Source organism: Allobosea sp. 05T422_2, from assembly GCF_056396265.1.
Genome location: NZ_JBFTLD010000008.1, coordinates 43,491 through 64,318, shown reverse-complemented (window position 1 = coordinate 64,318; position 20,828 = coordinate 43,491). Strand labels below are relative to the sequence as shown.

At 64.7% G+C, this 20,828-nt stretch carries 19 protein-coding genes and 2 tRNA genes; 9 read left to right on the top strand and 12 right to left on the bottom strand.

Features of this window, described 5'->3' with window-relative positions; translation table 11 throughout:
• Window positions 1–318 (top strand): GTP cyclohydrolase II (locus AC1DJT_RS03035; protein WP_476833500.1); only part of this gene is annotated, 318 nt, incomplete at its 5' end.
• 191 nt (window positions 319–509) lie between these two features.
• Here AC1DJT_RS03035 and AC1DJT_RS03030 read toward each other — a convergent pair.
• On the bottom strand, window positions 510–1,439 hold the full coding sequence (locus AC1DJT_RS03030; RefSeq protein ID WP_476824398.1) for a histone deacetylase family protein: 930 nt from the start codon (window positions 1,437–1,439) through the stop codon (window positions 510–512).
• 244 nt (window positions 1,440–1,683) lie between these two features.
• On the opposite strand from AC1DJT_RS03030, the gene AC1DJT_RS03025 reads away from it, so the two are divergent.
• Window positions 1,684–2,280, top strand: a complete 597-nt coding sequence (locus AC1DJT_RS03025) for a L,D-transpeptidase (RefSeq protein WP_476769612.1) — start codon at window positions 1,684–1,686, stop codon at window positions 2,278–2,280.
• Between the two features lie 208 nt (window positions 2,281–2,488).
• On the opposite strand, the gene AC1DJT_RS03020 is transcribed toward AC1DJT_RS03025, so the two are convergent.
• From AC1DJT_RS03020 to AC1DJT_RS03000, 5 genes are all read right to left on the bottom strand, one after another.
• The gene (locus AC1DJT_RS03020; protein WP_476833499.1) at window positions 2,489–3,280 is read right to left on the bottom strand and encodes a metallophosphoesterase; all 792 of its coding nucleotides are present in this window, start codon (window positions 3,278–3,280) and stop codon (window positions 2,489–2,491) included.
• Window positions 3,281–3,801: 521 nt separating this feature from the next.
• Complete coding sequence (locus AC1DJT_RS03015) at window positions 3,802–5,181, bottom strand: aspartate aminotransferase family protein (RefSeq protein ID WP_113517787.1); 1,380 nt, start codon at window positions 5,179–5,181, stop codon at window positions 3,802–3,804.
• A gap of 119 nt (window positions 5,182–5,300) precedes the next feature.
• Window positions 5,301–6,770 (bottom strand): amidase family protein, encoded by a 1,470-nt coding sequence (locus tag AC1DJT_RS03010; protein ID WP_476769615.1) that lies wholly within the window; start codon window positions 6,768–6,770, stop codon window positions 5,301–5,303.
• A 52-nt stretch (window positions 6,771–6,822) separates the two neighbouring features.
• Window positions 6,823–7,674, bottom strand: a complete 852-nt coding sequence (locus tag AC1DJT_RS03005) for a patatin-like phospholipase family protein (protein ID WP_441507686.1) — start codon at window positions 7,672–7,674, stop codon at window positions 6,823–6,825.
• A gap of 7 nt (window positions 7,675–7,681) precedes the next feature.
• Window positions 7,682–8,083: a MarR family winged helix-turn-helix transcriptional regulator gene (locus AC1DJT_RS03000; protein WP_476833501.1), complete on the bottom strand. Its 402-nt coding sequence runs from the start codon at window positions 8,081–8,083 to the stop codon at window positions 7,682–7,684.
• A 214-nt stretch (window positions 8,084–8,297) separates the two neighbouring features.
• Here AC1DJT_RS03000 and AC1DJT_RS02995 point away from each other — a divergent pair, with 214 nt between their 5' ends.
• Both AC1DJT_RS02995 and AC1DJT_RS02990 read left to right on the top strand, forming a co-directional pair.
• Window positions 8,298–9,929 (top strand): long-chain-fatty-acid--CoA ligase, encoded by a 1,632-nt coding sequence (locus AC1DJT_RS02995; protein WP_476833498.1) that lies wholly within the window; start codon window positions 8,298–8,300, stop codon window positions 9,927–9,929.
• A 45-nt stretch (window positions 9,930–9,974) separates the two neighbouring features.
• Window positions 9,975–10,751, top strand: a complete 777-nt coding sequence (locus AC1DJT_RS02990; RefSeq protein WP_476833497.1) for a DUF1499 domain-containing protein — start codon at window positions 9,975–9,977, stop codon at window positions 10,749–10,751.
• 48 nt (window positions 10,752–10,799) lie between these two features.
• Here AC1DJT_RS02990 and AC1DJT_RS02985 read toward each other — a convergent pair whose 3' ends face one another.
• A complete protein-coding gene (locus AC1DJT_RS02985) occupies window positions 10,800–11,720 on the bottom strand; it encodes an MBL fold metallo-hydrolase (RefSeq protein ID WP_476769617.1) in 921 nt (306 codons plus the stop codon).
• Between the two features lie 158 nt (window positions 11,721–11,878).
• Here AC1DJT_RS02985 and AC1DJT_RS02980 point away from each other — a divergent pair, with 158 nt between their 5' ends.
• A complete protein-coding gene (locus AC1DJT_RS02980) occupies window positions 11,879–12,505 on the top strand; it encodes a biotin transporter BioY (protein ID WP_476769618.1) in 627 nt (208 codons plus the stop codon).
• Between the two features lie 540 nt (window positions 12,506–13,045).
• Here AC1DJT_RS02980 and AC1DJT_RS02975 read toward each other — a convergent pair.
• Window positions 13,046–13,122 (bottom strand) — tRNA-Pro (locus tag AC1DJT_RS02975).
• 181 nt (window positions 13,123–13,303) lie between these two features.
• On the opposite strand from AC1DJT_RS02975, the gene AC1DJT_RS02970 reads away from it, so the two are divergent.
• Both AC1DJT_RS02970 and AC1DJT_RS02965 read left to right on the top strand, forming a co-directional pair.
• Window positions 13,304–13,378 (top strand) — tRNA-Gln (locus AC1DJT_RS02970).
• A gap of 300 nt (window positions 13,379–13,678) precedes the next feature.
• Entirely contained in the window at window positions 13,679–13,894 is a 216-nt protein-coding gene (locus AC1DJT_RS02965) for a DUF1059 domain-containing protein (protein WP_441488286.1), read from the top strand.
• A 178-nt stretch (window positions 13,895–14,072) separates the two neighbouring features.
• Here AC1DJT_RS02965 and AC1DJT_RS02960 read toward each other — a convergent pair whose 3' ends face one another.
• Complete coding sequence (locus AC1DJT_RS02960; RefSeq protein ID WP_476833496.1) at window positions 14,073–15,344, bottom strand: TAXI family TRAP transporter solute-binding subunit; 1,272 nt, start codon at window positions 15,342–15,344, stop codon at window positions 14,073–14,075.
• A 341-nt stretch (window positions 15,345–15,685) separates the two neighbouring features.
• Window positions 15,686–16,420, bottom strand: coding sequence for a MipA/OmpV family protein (locus AC1DJT_RS02955; RefSeq protein WP_476833495.1), 735 nt, complete (start codon window positions 16,418–16,420; stop codon window positions 15,686–15,688).
• 251 nt (window positions 16,421–16,671) lie between these two features.
• Between AC1DJT_RS02955 and AC1DJT_RS02950 the strand changes: the two genes are divergently transcribed.
• Together AC1DJT_RS02950 and AC1DJT_RS02945 are read left to right on the top strand one after the other, a co-directional pair.
• Entirely contained in the window at window positions 16,672–17,457 is a 786-nt protein-coding gene (locus AC1DJT_RS02950; RefSeq protein WP_476769621.1) for a response regulator, read from the top strand.
• The gene (locus AC1DJT_RS02945; RefSeq protein WP_476833494.1) at window positions 17,454–18,896 is read left to right on the top strand and encodes an ATP-binding protein; all 1,443 of its coding nucleotides are present in this window, start codon (window positions 17,454–17,456) and stop codon (window positions 18,894–18,896) included. Before AC1DJT_RS02950 ends, AC1DJT_RS02945 begins: the two co-directional genes overlap by 4 nt.
• 92 nt (window positions 18,897–18,988) lie before the next feature.
• On the opposite strand, the gene AC1DJT_RS02940 is transcribed toward AC1DJT_RS02945, so the two are convergent.
• A complete protein-coding gene (locus AC1DJT_RS02940; RefSeq protein WP_476833493.1) occupies window positions 18,989–20,248 on the bottom strand; it encodes an alpha/beta hydrolase in 1,260 nt (419 codons plus the stop codon).
• A gap of 93 nt (window positions 20,249–20,341) precedes the next feature.
• Window positions 20,342–20,632 carry a hypothetical protein gene (locus AC1DJT_RS02935; protein ID WP_441488292.1) on the bottom strand — a complete coding sequence of 97 codons (291 nt, stop codon included), beginning with the start codon at window positions 20,630–20,632 and terminating at the stop codon, window positions 20,342–20,344.
• Window positions 20,633–20,828: the final 196 nt, after the last annotated feature.

The window sequence follows — 20,828 nt, the reverse complement described above, 5'->3', positions numbered from 1 at the left end:
CGACTGCATCGTGCGAATGTCGTGGCGGATGTGCTCGGCGGCGCGAAGTCGATCCAGTGCGCGCTCCGGCGCTTCCAGCAGGATGGTCGCGGCGTGCTGATCTATCTGCGCGACGGCTCCGCCGGCGTGCCGATCAAGAGCGTCGAGGAGGGTTCCGACGCCCAGCGCTCGCAGCAATGGCGCGAGGTCGGACTCGGCGCCCAGATCCTGCGCGATCTCGGGGTCGCCTCGATCGTCAACCTCGCGTCCTCGCCGCGCTCCTTCGTGGGCCTGAGCGGCTTCGGCATCGAAATCGCGGAGACGCAGCCGCTGGAGTGAGCGGCTCCGCCATCAGCGCGACGAAACGCAGCCCCCGGGGATGCCTGCCCTGCCCGGATTGGGTCGCCGCTGGGCGACTTGCAAGGGCGGCTAGATCATCGGACCGGACATCGCATCCAGTCCGATGATCTAACCCCTTGTCTTTGCATCGGCTTTCCCGAAAACCGCAATCCACTTTTCGGGCCGATGCTTTAGCCTCGCATCAGTGCCAGGACATGGCTTGCGGTCGATTTCGACAGGGCTTCGAGATCGTAGCCGCCTTCCAGGATCGAGACGAGGCGGCCCTCGGCGCGACGATCGGCGATCGCCATCAGCTTCTGGGTCGCCCAGGCGAAATCGCTCTCGACCAGATTGATATTGGCGAGCGGGTCGCGCCAATGCGCATCGAAGCCGGCCGAGATGATCACGAGGTCGGGCTGGAAGGCGTCGACACGCGGCAATACCGCGGTCTCGAACGCATCCCGGAAGGTGTCGGAACCATCGCCCGCGCGCAGGGGGGCATTGACGATCGTGCCGTGTTCGCCACGTTCCGAGGCGGCGCCGGTGCCGGGATAGAGCGGCATCTCATGGGTTGAGGCGTAAAGCACGCTCGGGTCGTTCCAGAAGATCTCCTGCGTGCCATTGCCGTGATGCACGTCCCAGTCGATGATCGCGACGCGCTCCGCGCCATACGCCTTCTGGGCGTGGCGGGCGGCGATGGCAGCCTGATTGAAGAAGCAGAAACCCATCGCCTTGACGCTCTCGGCGTGGTGGCCGGGCGGGCGCGTGGCGCAGAAGGCATTCCTGGCCTTGCCCTGCATCACCTCGTCCACGGCGTGGGTGGCAGCGCCGACGCCGCGCAGCGCGGCCTCCAGCGAGCCGGGCGACATCGTGGTGTCGGCTTCGATCTCGACGAGTCCCGTGACCGGCGAGGCGGCGATCAATGCCTCTACGAATTGGCGCGGGTGGCAAAGCGTGACGAGGTCGAGGTCGGCACGCGGCGCCTCGACCCGGGCCAGGTGGGCGAATCGTTCATCTTCGAGCGTTTGCTCGACGACGCGGATGCGGTCCGGGCGCTCGGGATGGCCGGGCGGAGTCAGGTGCCGGAGGCTCGCCGGGTGTGTAATCAGAAGCGTCGTCACTGGTTCTCACCCTCATTGCGGGGCCTGCCGCCGCGCGTCATGTTGCACTGCCGTTGCGCGATTACCACGGTCGCGGCCGAAGTCGACGAAACACGCATCACGGCTGGAACTTCATTGCGCCATGTCAGTTTGCCGCATAGAGCAGCGGCGTAGCTCGACGTCGCCCCAACCCCCGGGGCGGGAATAGAATATTAACTTTTCATTCATCATAAATGGCGCGTTCGCGGCGTCGCTGGTGGTAGGCATGAAACAGACCGTAATCGTTGCCCTGGCGCTGTCGACCCTTCTCGGTGCGTGCCAATACAAGAGCGTGAATGCTCCCGCACTGTCCGAGCGCGATGCAGAATACATCGCGTTGGTGCCGAAATTCGAGCACCAGATCACGCAGTTGCCCTACGAGATCACGGACCCGACCGGTCTGCCGCCCGGCAGTATCAAGGTCGATACGGTCGAGAAGTTTCTCTACTTYGTGCTGCCGAACAAGAAGGCGATTCGCTACGCCGTCGCGACCGGCGACGAGGCCTTCGGCTGGACGGGTGAAGCCACGATGCAGCGCAAGGCCGAGTGGCCGCGCTGGACCCCACCGGCCGAGATGATCAAGCGCTGGCCGCATCTGGCGCCCCGCGCCGGTGGCATGGAGGGCGGTCCGGACAACCCGCTCGGTGCGCGCGCTCTGTATCTCTACCAGAACGGCAAGGACACGCTCTACCGCATCCATGGCACGAACGAGCCCGAGACCATTGGCCGTTCGGCGTCTTCCGGCTGCATCCGGATGCGCAATATCGACGTGATCGACCTCTATAATCGGGTCACGGTCGGCACCAAGGTGGTGGTGGTCTGACGGCCCCCGCCGGTTCTGGTCGGGCCTCGCCCGGCCAGGGTCTGACAGCATTTCAGATCGAGCGGAGCAAGATGCTCGGGGCATCCGAGCATGCGGCGGCAGTCGCTAGATCGCCGTGCGTCCGTTCGGACGCAGGAGCGGCGATCTAGCTCTTTGYTTAAGCATCGGTTTTTTCCAAAAACCGGATTCCACTTTTCGGTCCGATGCCCTAGCCTAGCTCCACCAGCACAACCTCCGGCGGAATTCCGAACCTGAGCGGCAGTTTGCTGGTGCCGAGGCCGGCAGAAACCACCAGATCGCGCCCGTTCTCGCGGACATGGCCATAGGCGTAGCGATTGCCATAGCGTGACGGCACGATCGGCGACCAGCCGAACAGCCTCACCTGTCCGCCATGGGTATGGCCTGACAAGGTCAGAGCAACCCGCGCCGGCATCCGGGCGAAGGCATCCGGCTCATGCGCCAGCATGATGACGGGCGCGCCATCATCAGCGATCTGGGCGAGGGTGCCGGGCAGATCGTCGACGCCATTCTTCTGTCCGCGCAACCGTTTGACGAAGGCGATCTGGTCGCCGAGACCGGCAAGCCAGAGCGGACCTGCAGCGGTCTCCAGGCGCAGCGCCCGATTCTCGAGAACCGTGATCCCGGCCGCTTCGAGCGCAAGGCCCGCTTGTGTCGGCCCGCTGCGGTTCCTTTGTGTCGGTTCGTCCTGCCACCAGTCGTGGTTGCCGAGTACGGCGTAGACCCCGCTCGGCGCCTTGAGCGCGGCGAGTGCCATAGCCCATTCGGCATAGGGAGGGTCGGAGGCGCGGCGCGTCCGGCTCGCAATGAAATCCCCGAGCAGCAGGACGAGATCCGGATTCAGCTCGTTGGTCATCGCGACGATATCGCGCACACGCGATACCGGCATATGCGGCCCGCCAATGTGCAGATCCGAGATGATTGCGAGTTTGAGGCGGCCTGACTGGGGCCAGCCATTCGGGGTGAAGCGGTAGTGCGTCACCCGCTGATGGGTTGGCTCCCAAGCATAGGCATAGCCGCCAGTGCCGAAGCCGGCCAAAAAAAGACCGGCGAGAGTTTGGAGAACTCTGCGCCGGTCAATCATGGAGGGTCTCGAAAGTCAGTCTGGCAGTCGTCAAGTMAATCGTCAAAACCGTTGCGGAGAACGGCCGGCACAAGATGAGCCGGTTTCCTCTCTGCCGTCCTGTCCGACGCAGGCGAGGCACGTCTCGTTCCCGCGGCGATCGCGCGAAATGCGATCGGGCGGAAGTGCGATGCGTAGGCCTCTCTGGCCGAGGCATCATGGAAGCTCGCGCTGCGTTGCGTCGTCTGACGCTTGTTGGCGGAAGGCATCGGTCCTGACTTTACTTGTTGCACGGTGCCGGCGGTTCCTGGCCGTCGACACAGGGAAGGTGACGTCCGATCGGGACGACGAAGCGGCGTGATCGTGATTTCTTCGTGGCTTTTCGGCCTCGATCGCAATCATGTCGCCGCTTCGGTTAATCTCCCCTTAAGCATGCAGGCTCAGGCCGCGAGCAAGCCTTCGGCCTTGACCCAGGCGAGCGTCTTGTTCAGGGCCCGCTCGTAGCGGTCGAACATCTCCTCGATCTCGGCCTCGGTGATCACGAGCGGCGGGCAGAAGGCGACACGGTCGCCCATGGCGCGGGTGATCAGGCCCTCTTCCTGCGCGAAGAAGACCGATTTCGGGCCGACGCCCTTCTTGGTCTCGAACGGGGCCTTGGTCACCTTGTCCTTGACGATCTCGACGCCACCGATCAGACCGACGCCGCGCGCTTCGCCGACCAGCGGATGCTCGGCAAGCTTCTCCAGCCGCCGCAGGAAGGTCGGGGAGACCTTGCGGGTGTGCTCGACGATCTTGTCGCGCTGATAGATTTCCAGCGTCTTGACCGCGATCGCGCAACCGACGGGATGGCCGGCATAGGTGTTGCCGTGGCCGAAGGTGCCGATCTTGCGGCTCTGGTCGACGAGGACCTCGTAGACCTTGTCGTTCATCAACACGGCGCTGAGCGGGAAATAGGCCGAGGTGATCTGCTTGGCGAGCGAGATCGTGTCGACGTTCATGCCATAGGTCGTGGTGCCGAACATGTTGCCGGTGCGGCCGAAGCCGGTGATGACCTCATCCGAGATGAACAGGATGTCGTATTTGGCGAGAACGGCGTTGATCTTCTCGAAATAGCCATCCGGCGGGGTGATCGCGCCGCCGGCGCCCATTACCGGCTCGGCAATGAAGGCGGCGACCGTGTCCGGCCCTTCGCGCAGGATCATCTCCTCCAGTTCGGCTGCGAGGCGCGAGGAGTAATCCTGCTCGCTCTCGCCAGGCTCGGCGAAGCGATAATGATGCGGGCAGGAGGTGTGCAGGATGCCCGGCAGCGGCAGGTCGAAATCGATATGATTGTTGGGCAGGCCGGTGAGCGAGGCTGAGGCCACGGTGACGCCGTGATAGCCCTTCAGCCGCGAGATGATCTTCTTCTTCTGCGGCCGGCCAAGGGCATTGTTCATATACCAGACGATTTTCACCTGGGTGTCGTTGGCGTCGGAGCCGGAGGCGCCGTAGAACACCTTCGAGATCGGAACCGGTGCGATCTCCTTCAGCTTCTCCGCCAGCTCGATCGCCGGATCATGGCTGCGCCCGCCGAAGATATGCGTGAAGGGCAGCTTCTTCATCTGCTCCGTCGCCGTGTCGATCAGCTCCTGGTTGGAGTAGCCGAGCGCGGTGCACCAGAGCCCGGCCATGCCCTCGATGTATTCCTTGCCGGCGCTGTCATAGACGAAGACGCCCTTGCCGCTTTCCAGCACCAGCGGGCCGGTCTCGCGATGCGTCGCCAGGTTCGTGTATGGGTGGACCAGGGTCTCGATGTCGCGGACGGCGAGGTTGGATAGCATGGCGCAATCTCCAGGTTTTTATGCGGCCTTTATGCGAGCATAGACCGGGATCAGCGCAAGCACTGAGCGATTTTCACGCAGATCGACGCAGACTCTGGCGCGTATCGGGTTGCGCCTGCTCAGGATTGTCCGGCCGAGCCGGGGGGAACGCGATATCCTGCGCCCGCCCTTGCCAGCATGCCGCCGACGGCGACTGCCGTCAGGTCTTCGCCGGCCGCCGCAATGATCTGCACGCCGAGCGGCAGACCAGCGTCCGACTGCGAGATTGGCGCAACCAGCGAAGGCAGGTCTGCGCCAGTCGCGAGCGAGGCCCAGAGCAGGAAATCGAGATAGGGGCGAGGCTCGCCGTTCACGACAAGGCGCCTCGCGTGAATATCCGGCGTGTGATCATGCGGGATCGCGGCAACGGGGGCAGGTGGGCAGAGCACGACGTCATAGGACTGGAAGAAGCGGGCCCATTGCCGTTTCAGAGCCATGCGCCGCTGCGAGATCTGCTGATAGAGCCCCGGCGTCATGCGCGCGCCGCGCGCTTGCAGCGATTGATGCGAGAGATCGTTGGTGCTGAAGCGCGATGCCATGGCCTGGATACGCGCCCTGACCTTGGGCGGCAGACCATAGGCGACGACGGCATGGTTGAGCAGCGCATAGACCTCGAAGGCTTCGGAGAAGCGGATCGCTGGGCGCGCAGTCTCGTCGATGATCGCGCCCTGCGCGGCAAGCAGATCCGCGGCCCGATGCACGGCTGCGCCGACCTCCCGGTCTGTCGGAGCGAAAGCATCGTCGGCCCAGAGTGCGACACGCAGGCCGCGGGGCTCCTCCAGCCTAGGAGCGGTGAGTGTGGCGCCCGCGACTCGGGAATCGCGCGGGCCGGCCAGCACCGGAAGGATGAGCGCAAGATCCTCGGGCGCGCGCGTGATCGGTCCGGCGACCAAAAGGTCGGCATTACGCGGTGTGCGGCGCTCGGGCGGCGGCGGCAGGTGGCCCCAGGTCGAGATCAACCCCCAGCTCGTCTTCAGGCCGTAGACGCCGCAGGCATGGGCCGGCCAGCGCGCCGAGCCACCGAGATCGGAGCCGAGCTCGAAAGCAGACATGCCGGTCGCGACCGCGGTTGCCGCTCCGCCGGACGAGCCGCCGGGTGAGAAGGCCGCATTCCAGGGATTGTTGGTGACGCCGTGAATGGGGTTGTAGCTCTGGAAATCGCCTGAGAAGACCGGGACGTTGCTCTTGCCCAGAATGACGGCGCCGGCAGCGCGCAGGCGAGCGACGGGGGCGGCATCATCGGTGGGAATGCGCTCCTTGTAGGCGGGTAGCCCGCCGGAGGAGGGCAGGCCGGCAACGTCGAACGCGTCCTTGATCGTGATCGGCAGCCCTTCAAGCGGGCGGGCGCTGCCATCGGCGAGGCGCTTGTCCGATTCTGCCGCCGTGGCGCGCGCGGCCTCGCGGTCCTGGGCAATGATGGCGTTGAGCGATGGGTTCAGCGAGTCGATGCGGGCGAAGCTGGCCTCGAGCAGGTCGCTTGCGCTGAAGCGGCGCGCGAGCAGGGCTTCGCGGAGGTCGGTCGCGGAGGCGGTCAGATCGATCGCAGGCATCGGTACGTCCGGTCGGTTGGCAAGAACCAGTTCGCAGGAACCAGCCTCATGCCTAGCCGGTTCGCGCTTCGACTTCCATCCGCCGAAGGAAGCTCTCGCCGTCACTGATGCCGAGTTCGTAGGCGAAGCGGATCCCCTCCCAGTCGCGGATCGTGAATTGCGAGACCGGAATGGTCCGGGACGGGCGCGCATAGGTCCGGCCCGGCACCTGCGGCACCGCGGAGAAGGGGCGCGTCAGCAGGACCAGCGTCCGTTCGCCGGCCTGTTCCAGATCGGCGAGCGCCCAGGCGGGGGCGCTGTCGACCAGCCCGCCGTCGAGCGCAGCGCGCTGCCCGACGAGCCCGGCCGGCATGAAGGGAGGCACTGCAGCGCTCGCCATCAGGGCCGCGACCAGTTGCTCTGCGGTTGCGCAATCGGCGAGCCGGACAAGATCGGGCACGAAACCGAGGCGGCGCCCGGCGGTGGGATGGACCGGCCGGCGGAGGCGCTTTTCGAGCTGATAGGCGCCGATCCCCAGCATCGCGGCGATCGGCAGGGGCCAGAAGCGTGGCGGGCGCGAGATCGCGATGCGGAAATCGCTCATCAGCCGCAGGGTTGAGAGGGCCTCGGGCGTGAAGAGCTGGGTGAGGAGGCTCTGATAGAGCTCGCCGACCGGGAAGAGCCGCCCACCCCGGCGAAAGGCCGCCCAATCCATTTCGGATGTTCGGTCGAGACAGGCTTGCCTGACCTGCTCGCGTACGGTCGGGCCGAGACCGAGTGCCGTATAGAGCATCGCGAAGGCGCCGGCGCTGACACCGACGACCCGGCGCGGTGACAACGCGAGGCGTGGCGCCACGGTTTCATGGAAGCCACCTTGCCAGTAGCAGCGATTGCCGCCGCCAGCGAAGGCGAGCCCGGCGAACATGAAGGCGCTATTCGGCGTCCGCGGCGCGAGCGAGGTCGCGCCAGGCCAGRACGAGCCGGTCGAGATCTGCGAGATCGCCGGCCGGCAGCTTGCCGAGCGTGGTCGCGACATAGCTGCGTTGCGCCGCGATGCCGGCTTCCGCCAGCCTGCGCCCCTCGGGCGTCAGATGCATCGCATAGGAACGCCGGTCGCCCGCGATTGCCCGGCGCTCGACGAGGCCGGCCTGCACCAGGCGATCGACGAKCCCGGAAACGTTGCCCTTGGTGACGTAGAGCCGCTCGGCCAACTCGCTTTGGCTGATGCCTTCGCGCTCGGTCAGCGTGGAGAGCAGATCGAATTGAGGGATCGAGAGCCCGAGCGTACGGATGCGCGCCGTCATCTGGCCGAGCATGCGCTGGTGCAACCGCATGAAGCGGAACCAGACGCGGTCTGGATCGGTGCGTAGGGCGTCGGGCGCTGACACGGTTCCAACTCTCAGGGTCTATCAGTTCTGCCCTAAACTATCGCGTGGCTCCAGGCGAGCCCTTCATTCCCGCTCCGGCTCAACTCCTGCTTCCCTGCCGGGGAGCAGCCTGTCTATGCTGCTCCCAACAACAGCAAGAATGATCGTGGGGAGAGACGCTATGCTTGGCCTGATGCAGGACTGGCCCCTGCTGCTGCACCGGATCATCGACCATGCCGCCGTCCAGCACGGCACCCGCGAGGTCGTGAGCCGCGCGGTGGAAGACGGCTCGCTGCGGCGCACGACCTATGCCGATATCCGCCGCCGCGCCCTGCGGGTGGCCAGGCGCCTCGAGCGGGAAGGGATGCGGCTCGGCGACCGGGTCGCGACGCTGGCGTGGAATACCGACCGGCATCTCGAACTCTGGTACGGGATCAGCGGGATCGGCGCGATCACGCATACGGTCAATCCGCGGCTGTTCCCGGAGCAGATCGCCTGGATCATCAACCATGCCGAGGACAGGATGCTATTCCTCGACCTGACCTTCGTGCCGCTGATCGAGCAGATCCAGGACAGGCTGCCGAGCATCGAGCGCTACATCGTGCTGACCGATGCGGCACATATGCCGCAAACCAGCCTGAAGGGAGCAGCCGCCTTCGAGGAGTGGCTCACTGAAGCCGATGATGATTTCGCCTGGAAGCAGTTCGACGAGAACACCGCCGCCGGGCTCTGCTACACCTCCGGCACCACCGGCGGTCCGAAGGGGGTGCTCTATTCGCACCGCTCGAACGTGCTGCATGCCATGGCCTGCTCGGCGCCGGATTATATCGGGTTGTCCTCGCGCGACAGCGTGCTGCCGGTCGTGCCGCTCTTCCATGCCAATAGCTGGTCGCTGGCCTATTCCGCGCCGATGACYGGAGCCAAGCTGGTCATGCCGGGTGCGAAGCTCGACGGTGCATCGCTGCTCGAATTGCTGGAAGGCGAGGGCGTGACCTGCACCGCTGCGGTGCCGACGGTCTGGCTTGGCCTGCTGCAGCATCTGGAGGCGACCAACGCCCGCCTCTCGACGCTGAAACGTGTGGTGATCGGTGGTTCAGCCTGCCCGCGGGCGATGACGGAAGCATTCGAGCGCAAATATGGCGTCACGGTCGCACATGCCTGGGGCATGACCGAAATGAGCCCGATCGGCTCGTTCTGCTCGATCAAGCCGGTCTATGGGCATCTGCAGGGCGATGCGCTCTACGATCTCAAGGTCAAGCAGGGGCATCCGCCCTTTACCGTCGAATTCCGCATCACCGACGATGCCGGCCAGGACCTGCCCTGGGATGGCAAGACCTTCGGGCGCCTGAAGGTGCGCGGACMGTCCGTCGCCGGCGCCTATTTCAGGCGTGAGGATGAAGCGATCCTCGACGAGCACGGTTTCTTCGATACGGGCGATGTCGGCACGCTGGATGCCGCGGGGTATCTCCAGATCACCGACCKCTCAAAGGATGTGATCAAGTCGGGCGGCGAGTGGATATCGTCCATCGATCTCGAAAATCTCGCGGTCGGCCATCCCGATGTGGCGGAGGCCGCGGTGATTGGCGTCGCCCATTCCAAATGGGACGAGAGGCCGCTGCTGGTCATCGTTCCAAAACCCGGCCGTTCACCGAGCCGCGACGAGATGCTGGCCTATATGACCGGCAAGATCGCAAAATGGTGGCTGCCGGACGATGTCGTCCTGGTCGAGGCGATACCGCATACCGCTACGGGCAAGATCCAGAAGACCGCGCTGCGCGAGCAGTTCAAGGACTATCGCCTGCCGACAGGCTGAGCCGCGAGGCTTGCCTTCGGTGCCAGACCCCGCCACGTAATCATCATGCATCGTCGCATCGTCTTCGAGGAACCTGTCTCGCGCGCCGCACGCTGGAGCCGGCGGCTGGCCTGGTTTTCCGTCGCGGTGCTGCTGCTGGCCATTCTCGTCGCCCGGCTCGGCGAGCCTTCGGCGCAGGGACTCGCGCCGATCGCCGGTGCCTATGGCTTCGTTCTGCTGGCGTTGCTGCTGGCCGTGCTCGCCTTCATGCGGATCTGGCAGGTGGGGCATCGCGGGGTCGGCATGGCGGCACAGGCCTTCGTGCTTGCGCTCATCATGCTTGCCCCAGTGCTCTATGGTGGCTTCAAATGGCTGACGCTGCCGCGATTGAGCGATATCTCGACCGATATCGATGATCCCCCGACCTTCAGCCGCTCGCAGGCCGCGTTGACCGTGCGCCACGGCCTGGTGCCGCCCGACGTACCGGCTGGAGAGCGGCGCATCCAGCGCCAAGCCTATCCGAAGACGCTGCCGATCGTGCTGGAGGTCCCGGCCGAAACGGCGTTCACAATCGCGCGCCGGGCCGCCACTGCACTGGGCTGGCAGGTGCTCGAAGCGTCGCGCCCCGGCGGACGCAGCGGGGCAGGGCGGATCGAKGCGGTGGCGCGCACCCGAATCCTGCGCCTTGCCGAGGACATCACGATCCGAGTGCGACCGCGTGCCGACGGCAGCCGCATCGACATCCGCTCGGCTTCGCGGATCGGAAGCCACGATCTCGGCGCAAATGCTGCCCGCATCGCCGCCTTTGCTGCAGAGGTCGAGCTGCTGGTCGAGGCACGGTAGGTCATGTGCGACGGCGTGATGCGATCCGAAGAAATCGACGCCGCTGCATCAGGTCCGGGCCAGCTTGTATCGGCTCGCCAGCATCGGCAGTGCCTCGTCGCAGATGACAGTGCCGTGGAGGACCAGATCCTCGAGTTGGGCGAGGATCGAGAGCGAGGCCGCGCCATGCAATGCGACCGGCAAGCCCTGATAGATTGGTGGCACCATCTCCGCGATGCGCTCGTCGCCAGCCCTGAGGCGGTTGAGGATCGCGGCTTCGCGCAGCCGGCGGTGCTGTACGAGCGCGCGCAGGAAGCGCTGCGGTTCGTTCACCGGCCCGCCATGGCCAGGCCAGTAGATGGCGTGCTCCATCGCGCGCAGTTTTTCGATCGAAGCCATGTAGGACGCCATCGAGCCGTCGGGCGGGGCAACGATGCTCGTCGACCAGGCCATGACATGGTCGCCTGAAAACAGGCTTGTCTCTTCCGCGAGCGCGAAAGCGAGGTGATTGGCGGTGTGCCCCGGCGTTTCGACCGCCGAGAGCGTCCAGCCGGGGCCCGTGACCGTGTCACGGTCATACATCGGCAGATCGGGGGCATAATCGCGGTCGGCCGCGGCATCGAGCGGATTGATCTCGCCAAGCGCCAGTTCGCGCGCCGCGCGATGCGGCAGGCAGCCGGCGACGATGGCGCCTGTCGCCGCTTGCAGTGCCGGAACGGCGGGCGAATGATCGCGATGGGTGTGTGTGACAAGGATATGGCTGACGCTCTCGTCAGCGAGTGCGGCAAGGACGCGCGCGACATGAGCCGGGTCGTCGGGGCCAGGATCGAGCACCGCCACAGTGCCCCGGCCGATGATATAGGTGCAGGTGCCGGTAAAGGTCATCGGCCCGCTATTTCCGGCGATGATGCGCCGGACGAGCGGCGACAGTTCAACCACGTCGCCGGAGGGAGCCGTGGCGCTCCGATCGAATTCGATGTCTTCGCTCATGCGGGTTCCGTCGCCTGGTCCAGTCGCGTCACGGGGGCAGGTTGCGCCCCGGCCTTGCCGCTTCGCGCACCGCCGCGCGCCTTGTAGGGCATTGCAGCATTTTCTATAGACGGAAAACCGGCTGCGCAGCGCGGCCCTCGAAAAATGGATGAGAGCGCATGGCCGATCTGCTTCCCCTTTCCGCTCCGACCCTGGTCAACGCGATCCTTCCCCAGATCTCCGGACGTCGCGCCGCGCTGGCGCGCAATGTCGCCCTTGCCGTGGCCGGCAGCCTGCTGCTCGTCCTCGCGGCCAAGATCAAGGTGCCGTTCTGGCCGGTGCCGATGACCCTGCAGACGCTGGCGGTGCTCGGCCTCGGTGCCGCCTATGGCTCGCGCCTCGGCGCCGCGACTGTCGCACTCTACATCGCCTACGGCCTCGCCGGCCTGCCGGTCTTCACCAACACGCCGCCGGTCGCGGCCGGGCTGTTCTATCTCGCGGGTCCGACCGGCGGGTTCCTGGTCGGCTTCGTGCTTGCGGCGGCTGTCGCTGGCTGGGCGGCCGAGCGCGGCGCCTCGGTGTTCCGGCTGATCGCGGGATTCATTGTCGCGGAAGCGCTGATCCTTGGCCTCGGCGGCCTGTGGCTCGCTCTTGGGGCGCAAATGGCGAGCGGTGCCACCGGCGTCGGCTTCGCCAAGGCCTTCGCCTTCGGCGTGCAGCCCTTCCTGCTGGGCGACGCGCTCAAGATGGCGCTGGCCGCGAGCCTGGTCGGGGCAAGCTGGTCCTTCCTGCGCCGCCGCGGCTGAGACCTGCAGCAGCGACAGAGACGAACGAGCCGGGGCTTTGCCCCGGCTTTTTCTTTGACGCCAGCCGGGAAGGCGTCGGCCCGAAAAGTGGATTGCGGTTTTCGGCAAGGCCGATGCAGCCGCACAAGGTGAAAGCATCGGGCCGCATACAAGATCCTGCCCGATAGTCCACCGATTCGCGTCAGGCAGACGGGCCCGCGCTCAGCCTTGCGGATTATTGCCGGAGCAGGTCTTCACGGGTTGGCCGAAGATATCGAGCTTCATCAGCTCCCCGCATTTGTCGCAGCCGGAAAGCAGCACGGCGAGGCTCATGATTCCGATGATTCGGGAAAAGCGCGTCATACAGTGAGCCCCATTGTCCTTGGGCGAGACTACAGGAGCGGCGCGCACGACACCATCGCTGTACCGGGAGAAGTCGTGGATGCGTTAATTGGGCCAAAACAGGCCCACCTGAGGATCAAGCCACGCTGAAACTGTCCGGGCAACAAAAAAGCCCCGAAGGGCTTGATTTGTAACTACTTGAAATATCTCGGGAAATTTTGGTCGGAGTGGCAGGATTTGAACCTGCGACCCCCACGTCCCGAACGTGGTGCGCTACCAGACTGCGCTACACTCCGATCAACTGGTGGCCGGCTTATAGCCAGCGTCGCGCCGCAGCGCAACAGGGCTAAGCACCTCTTGTGTGGATTTCTCCAGAGCCTCGCCGAAGGATCTGTTGCGTCGGATGCAGCCACCTGTGAGAAGCGCTTGTCGACGGTTGCGCAGAGGCGCGACGCACACTAGAACGCAGCAGCGCGTTGGGGCGTCGCCAAGTGGTAAGGCAGCGGTTTTTGGTACCGCCATTCCCAGGTTCGAATCCTGGCGCCCCAGCCATTATCATAAAATATTGATTTTAAACGATTTTCCAAGATTTCTGTAACCGTTGTCCATAGCAGTCGGACGTGACGCCCTTGGCTGCTAGCCTGAAGTGGCGAACGGGTTGGTAGGATCGAGACCCACAGGGGCGAACGACATTCTCCCGCATCAGCAGGCTTCGATTATCTCAGCTACATCCGATCGTCGGGCGCCGGATCTTTTTGCCAGGCCCGGGGCGTAAGCGTACTGTGGGTGAAGTAGGGGGCTTCCATTCGACGTGATGGAAGGTTGCTTGATCTCCCAATCGGGGAGGACGTTATGGGACGCAAGTTCATCGACTGCCGTGAATTCCCGAGCGAGATGAATTGCTCAGTCACGATCATCGCCGACAATGAGAGCGAACTGGTGGAGGCCTCGGTGCAGCACGCCGTTGCCGTGCATGGGCATCAAGATACGCCTGAACTGCGGAACCAAATCAAAGCCGCCATCAAAGATGGCATGCCGTCTGAGAAGGCACCAAGTCGCGCCGCCTGATCGAACACGTGGTGCCGCCATTCTCTGATCCAACAACTGGCCTGCTGCCGGTTTTGTGCACGGTCTCAAGCACGTCTGTAACGAGCGGCGCCGTGTCATCTTATCGACCAGACGAGAGAGGCTGGGCCGTGTCGGGGCGATAGTCGGCGCACGTGTTGGGAATCGGTGCAGCTACGAGTTATGAGCCCGTTCCAAGACGCGCCTTCAGTTCGACTGTCGTGCGGTCGATCAGGAATTGCTGGTAGCGATAGAACATTTCCTCGCCCATCGGCGTTGCGAACGAGTTGGCGTATCGCTGACACCGCTCGCGCAGCCCGGCCAGGCGCTCCAGCATGTCCTTGATCGCTTCACGTTCATCCGCATCCGGCAAGGCGGGCTTCGCGATGGGATGCAGTGCTGGCGCATGGCTGACGGCCTCCCCCGCCACGAGCCTTGCTTCCGCCTCAAGCTTCTCGCGCGCGGAATCAAGTCGCCAAAGACGAAAGCGGCTGATGCCCTTCAGCAGGTTGAAAAGGGCCGTAACGGCCATGACGAGGTAGATCCAATAGGCGGGCGACATGAGGTTCACGAGCCATGGAAAATAGCGGTCTACGAACTCCGGCTCGCCAGTCAGAAAGAACTGCCTCGCTTCGGACGATAGCGGCACCGCGGTCGCCGAACTCGTCGAGGTCGGCGGGTTGCTGCGCACGAAAGTCGGAAGCGCAGCCGCCAGGAGCACCAGCAATTCAATGCGGTCAGCTCTCTTCGCGCACGCGTTGGCCAGGACCAGCGTATTGACCTGCGGCACCATTTTGTCGGTCGCAGGGGCCAGGCGCATCAAGTCGTATCGGCCAGCCGGCACGCGCCCAAGAGTCAGCCATGGAAAGCGGTCGGTCAAACCTCTTAAATCTCGGAGTTCGATGATTTCCAGATCATAGCGGCCGATGATCGTCCGCAGGAACTCGGCATCATTTCGCATGACATAGGCGGCAATATCGAGATTGCCCTGCGCCACAAGCTGAGCCTGCTCCTCGAGCTCGCGATAGGACGTTCGAATGTCGAGCTTCTTCAGGTCGGGATCGCCGAGCAGCTGGAGCACGAGATAGGCCGTTCCCGAATTCTCGGKGCCTATTCCGATGGAGGCGCCCCGTAGGTCGGAGAAGCTACCGAAGGACCGATCGCGCCGGGTCAGAAAAAGCAGCGACTCCGGCTCGGGCAGGCGCCCCAATAGTTCCAGTTCGGATTCGGCAGGCACTGGAGTGCCGTCCTGAACGAAGGCAAATTTCTCGGCGCAGGACTTTTGGTCTGCCATCAGGCGTTTGGCGTTCTCGATCGAACCCGCCGTCGGGATAACCTCGAGATGCCCTCGGTCGCGCCTGGCCAGCTGCGCCAGATCTGAAGCGAGCGAATGATAGGCGCCGCCTGGCGCTCCGGTCAGTATCGACGCTCGAAATGAGCCGTAGTCGCGCACCGTGCTGTAGGACAGAGCCAAGCCTGCAATGGCTGCTGATGCAACAACCAGCAATAGAATGCGCAGAACGCCCCTGCGCCGACCCGCGAAACTAGGTTTGTCTGGTCTCGGAGCGTGAACCGGCACGGTAGATGCCTGCAATGGGGGCAGTATGATCGCGAGGTCCCGGAGATTTGCACGACACTCGCGCGCTCGCCAGTTCTATCATCACTGCCAGCCACCCTGCGCCCGTTGCAAACGTAAATGCCTTTTCCTCCGTTACGCTTTAGCGGCCGGAGCCGGCGCTTCCATCTGCCTCACATACGCCGCGCCCTCGCCACGCCTGTCCAAGGGGCATCCCCTCACCAGAGTTTGATGTCGAACGAGTAGCTCACGCCGAGGCCGACGGTCGTCTGGTCCGGCGATCCATAGCGGGTCACCAGCGGGCTGGATGCCGCATCATCCCTGAGGCGGGCGTATTCGACATAGGCACGGACCTCCCATCGCGGCGTCAGTTGATAGCGCGCCTGCAGGCCGGCGCCGATCGAATGCAGCCCGCCCTTGGCATTGAAGAGGGGAAGCCCGGAAGCCAGCGATTGGGCGGCGTCGACGCCGAAATACGGTGCGGTCGCCTTGTTGTCGGCCAGCGAGAGGCGCGGCCCGCCGGACAGCGTCCAGCGTTCGCCGACGGGAACGACGACATCGGCGGAAAGATCGGCGACGAAGCCCCTGTGCCCGCCGAAACCACGGCGCGTTTCGATTCGCGTCCGGAACCAATCCCGGGGCCAGAACTCGGCGAAGAGGCCAGCTTCGATCGTCGCGTCGACATCGCCGAGCCCGCGCAAATGTCTGGGGTAGTCGCCAGCGTCGCGACCGCCCTTGTACTTGCCGACAAGACCGCCATGGAAGCCGCCGATGTCGATCAGCGAAATACCGGCACCGTCCAGAGRGGCGCGAAAGCGCGCAGCCTTGCCGGCCCGGCGGATGGAKACGATCGGAAGGGGTTCGAAGCGGAAGCGGCTAGCGCCTTCGAATTCGGGGAGAAACCTGCCCTGAGCACCCAGGGTGATGGTCCAATCGCCGGGKATCGTTGGCATGCGATCGAAAAGACTCTGCGCATGGGCATCACCAGGAACTGTCGTGCAGATGAGCGCCAGGGCAGATGCGGCCAGGGCCACGCGGCCGGACAAAATGCGCCGAAGCGCCTCCAACGACGTCATTCATCAACCCCAATGGCGCAAAACGCGTGCGCGAGACGCTCATCTCTAGGGCCGCGGGCGCGCGGGGCGATGTCGCCGGGATTTCGGTTTGCAACAGACTGTTGCAGAATGATGCTTGCCCAAAGGGCATGTGGAAGGCCAAGGGTACTCCTCTGCCGGAGCTTCATCGCGTGGCCCGCTCGAACAGCCCTCATCTCCTCATCGTCGATGACGACGCCACGATACTTAGGATCCTCGCGCGATTCCTGAGTGAGCATGGGGTGCGTGTGACGCAGGCCCAGGCCGGGGCGCAGATGCTCGAAGCCCTGGAAGCAGGGCGCTTCGACCTCATCGTCCTCGATATCATGATGCCKGGAGAGGATGGGCTCAGCCTTTGCCGGCGCGTCCGTGCCACGAGCAACATCCCGATCATCCTGCTGACGGCGATGACATCCGATACGGATCGGGTCGTCGGGCTCGAACTCGGTGCCGACGATTACGTGACGAAGCCTTTCAACCCGCGGGAGCTTCTGGCGCGGGTGCGGGCTGTTCTGCGCCGGACCGGCGTCTCTCCCGCCGCTGCGCGCGATCACGTGCGGTCGAACTTTCGGTTTGCGGGATGGACTCTGGATGCGAAACGCCGCGTCTTCCTGTCTCCCGACAATGTGCTGACCGACCTGACCAGCGGCGAGTTCGATCTGCTTCTGGCATTCGTCGAGCATCCGCAGCGTGTTCTCAGCCGTGATCAGCTGCTCGATCTGGCCCATGGCAGGGCAAGCCAGATCTTCGATCGCAGCATCGACGTCCAGATCAGCCGGCTGCGCCGCAAGATCGAGATCAATCCGCAGGAACCACTGCTCATCAAGACCGTGCGGAGCGAGGGATATGTCATGACTGCGGACGTGGTTGCCGATGCGCCCGAAGCGACGCCATGAGGGTAAGGCTGTGGTCGCGGGTGGGCTTTGCCCCCCGCATCGCCATTGTTGTGGTCCTCACCTTCATCGGGACGCAACTGCTGGGCGAAGCGCTTCGCGCGCTGGTGCCACCCTCGGATTTCGCGTTGTTCGACACGCAGTGGCTTGTCGATACGACAGTCGATGCTCAACGGACCGTGACGGCGGCTGATGCCAGCCAGCGTGATTTGGCGCTGTCTTCGCTGAGATCGAAGGAGTGGCTCGATTTCGTCATCCGTGAAGGTCAACCCGCAGCGCCGGGCGGTCCTTCGCCTGCATCGAGCGCGACGCTCCAGGCCCAGATCAGCAAGAAACTGGGCGTCGATGCGGATGCTGTCGTTGTCAACATCACGCCCTACGGCAACCTGCTCAGTCAGGTCAGGACCGGTGTCGTTCTCTTGTCCGGCCTGCCGGCGCTCATGACCAATGTCGCCGCGGATTCTGTCGAGCACTATCCGCTCGTGGCATCGGAAATCGAGATCGGCGTCCGCCTCTCGGATCGGTCCTGGCTGATCGTGACGCAGCGCGCCGGCGATCTGGCGAGCGCGCGCTACGTGCGGAACGCGGCGGACCTGATCGGCGGGGCGCTGTTTGTCGGCATGCTATCCATCTGGATGGCGCGCAGCCTGGTCAAGCCGCTGACGCAGCTTGCCGGAGCGGCCGAACGGCTCGGCCGAGAGCGGGCGCTGACTCCGATCGGTGACATGGACCTGCCGGAATATGCCGCGATCGCCCACGCCTTCAACGACATGCAGGCGCGCCTCACGCATTTCGTGGATGAGAGAACCACTATGCTCGCGGCCATCTCGCATGACCTGCGCACGCCGCTCACGCGGCTGCGGCTCATGGCGGAGTATGTGCGCGACAAGGATCAGCGGCAGGAGGTCCTGTCCAATATTTCCGAGATGGAAACCATGATCCAGTCGTCGCTCGCTTTCGGGAGTGACGATGCCCGGCGCGAGCCGCACAGCGTGGTCGATATCGCCTCGCTGCTGATCAGCCTTTGCGACAATTTCACGGATATGGGGGGGCATGTCACCTATATCGGCCCCGATCATGCGCAGCTGTCATGTCAGCCCGTGGCGATGCGCCGTGCTCTGTCAAACCTCATCGACAATGGCCTGCGCTATGGAGAGCGGGTCAGCGTTAAACTGCGCGACGAAGCTCAGGCGCTTGTCATTGTTCTCAGGGATGGCGGGCCAGGGATTGCGCCGGACCAGATCGAGCGTGCCTTCGCTCCGTTTCAACGCCTCGATGGCTCGCGCAGCCGTGCGACCGGTGGCACCGGCCTCGGGCTCACGATTGCCCGGGACGTCATCCGGGCGCATGGCGGGGACGTCACCCTCGCTTCGGCCCAGCCGGAGGGCCTGCTGGTGACCGTGAACCTGCCGAAGCCGACGATGTTGCCGTCTGTGATCTGACAGGTGCTCCGCGGCACTTGCCGTCGCAGCTTGCCCGGGCGGCCGAATGAAATTGGCGTTCGGCGGCTTGGAGATTGGTGCACGCGATCCGGCTATTGTTTCTGGCCCGTGTTCACCAGCGGCGTGGTCAGTACTTCGCCGGTCGTGCTCGCCGCGTCGCTGATCGAGTCTCCGAGTTGCTCGATGCGGCCATTGAAATTGCGGCGAGTATGGGGGTCGACAATGGCGATCGGTGCTGCAATCGCAAGACCGGCCGCAGTTCCAACCGTTGCCGCGGCACCGGCGGTGACAGCCATCAGGCGGTCGCCGAGGCCGACGCGTGAATCGGTGATGGACTGGCCCGCGACGAGGCGGGTCCCGATCAGCCGCACGACCTCGGGGCTCTCCGCGAATTTGCCATGGTTGAGCCGGTCGTCCGATCTGAGCTTGGTCAGGTCGAGCACGGTGATGCCTTCGGCAGCCAGTTCGTCGCGATAGGGCTCGGCTTCCGGGTTGATCGCGCCCAGCCGTGCCGTGCTGCCCCAGACCCGGCGGGAAACCGCCAGTGCCCGGTCGTCTTGCGAGACGAAGAGGGTGAATTTCGCGCGGCTCTTGCCGATCTCGGCGATCTGGGTCCGGAAGACATCGACATCGACGTCAGGCGAGGCGAGCATGATATTGGCGATCTTCGGTGCGATCTGGCCGTTGCGGATCGCCATCTGGCGCAGCGATTCGAGCGTGAGCCAGTTGCCCATGGAATGGGCCAGGATCGAGACCTCGCCGACGGCCGGATCGCGCGCCAGCGCCTGCAGCGTGGCCTCGAGCGCATGGCGGGAATAATTCGTGCTCTCGCGGTCGTAGCCATAGGCGAAGAGCGAACCGCGCGAGGGCCAGGTGAAGAGCAGCGGCACGACATTGGCATCGGAATCGTGGACGATCTGAGCGAAGCGATAGACCGCATCCTCAAACCGGTTGTTGAAGCCATGGACGAAGAGGAGAACGCGCCGCTTCGGGGCTTTCAACGCTGCTGAGTGCAAGCGGGCGAAGGCGGCCTGCTGGTCGAGACGGTCAACCTTCAGCGTCACGAATTCGCGTTCCGGGTCGCCGGGAAGGCGGCTTGGCCATTGGACCTCGCCAACCTTCCGGGCGCGCGCGGGCGGGATCGAGACGGTGATCTCGGCGAAGGATGATTTCGCCCCGCGCTCGCCGGAAAACAGGATGCCGCTATCCGGGTCGGGCGAGCGCGTCRTTGCCACGAGCATGGTGACCTTGCTGGCGTCGGGTGCGCCATGCGCAACCGGCGCCAGCACGCCCTGCACGTCGCCGGCGCAGCCGGCGAGCAACAATGCCAGTGCCCCAGCAGCGATCCTCATCCCATGCCGTCTCATGCAGAAGCCATCCAGGTCGCGGGGCCAGGCAGCAGAGCGGTCATGGCCGCTCTGCGCATCATTCAGCAATGGCTGGGGTCAGTACGGCGCGCGGGACAGGACATCGCCCCCGAAACGATCGCCGAAATTGGGCGAGCGGCGGTTCTCGCGCACATAAGCCGGCCCGCTGCCTTCGCTCGGTGCAGGGCCGGGATCGAGATAGCTGCGCTCCTGCGGCGTACGGATCGGGATTCCTGGCCCCTCGTTCGCCGCGATGGGCTCGCGTTGCGTACAGCCGGCGAGAGCGGCGAGCAGGATGAGGGCCGCGGAGGCCCGAAGAAGGGGGGGCCTCGCGGCGCTGATTGTGATGATGGAGCCGCCGCTAGGCATCTGGATAACCCTTCGTGTGGATGAACAACCCGCCGCGGCGTGAGCGGGCGATGCCGGTCGTATAGTGTCGCTGCATCAAAGCCGGCGGCAGCAGCCGGCGTCAACGCGCCGCCGCGAGATCATGTGGACGGCGAACGCCCGACCGATCAGCCGAGCCGGGCGATCCGATCGGGCCAACTCGTTGCTCGTGATCCCG

Excerpts from the sequence above, each read along its gene's own strand:
- AC1DJT_RS02980 (WP_476769618.1), top strand. The coding sequence starts at position 11,879 with ATGGCCGATCTGCTTCCCCTTTCCGCTCCGACCCTGGTCAACGCGATC.
- AC1DJT_RS02945 (WP_476833494.1), top strand. The coding sequence starts at position 17,454 with ATGAGGGTAAGGCTGTGGTCGCGGGTGGGCTTTGCCCCCCGCATCGCC.
- AC1DJT_RS02985 (WP_476769617.1), bottom strand. The coding sequence starts at position 11,720 with ATGAGCGAAGACATCGAATTCGATCGGAGCGCCACGGCTCCCTCCGGC.
- AC1DJT_RS03005 (WP_441507686.1), bottom strand. The coding sequence starts at position 7,674 with ATGTTCGCCGGGCTCGCCTTCGCTGGCGGCGGCAATCGCTGCTACTGG.
- AC1DJT_RS02965 (WP_441488286.1), top strand. The coding sequence starts at position 13,679 with ATGGGACGCAAGTTCATCGACTGCCGTGAATTCCCGAGCGAGATGAAT.
- AC1DJT_RS03015 (WP_113517787.1), bottom strand. The coding sequence starts at position 5,181 with ATGCTATCCAACCTCGCCGTCCGCGACATCGAGACCCTGGTCCACCCA.
- AC1DJT_RS03010 (WP_476769615.1), bottom strand. The coding sequence starts at position 6,770 with ATGCCTGCGATCGATCTGACCGCCTCCGCGACCGACCTCCGCGAAGCC.
- AC1DJT_RS02935 (WP_441488292.1), bottom strand. The coding sequence starts at position 20,632 with ATGCCTAGCGGCGGCTCCATCATCACAATCAGCGCCGCGAGGCCCCCC.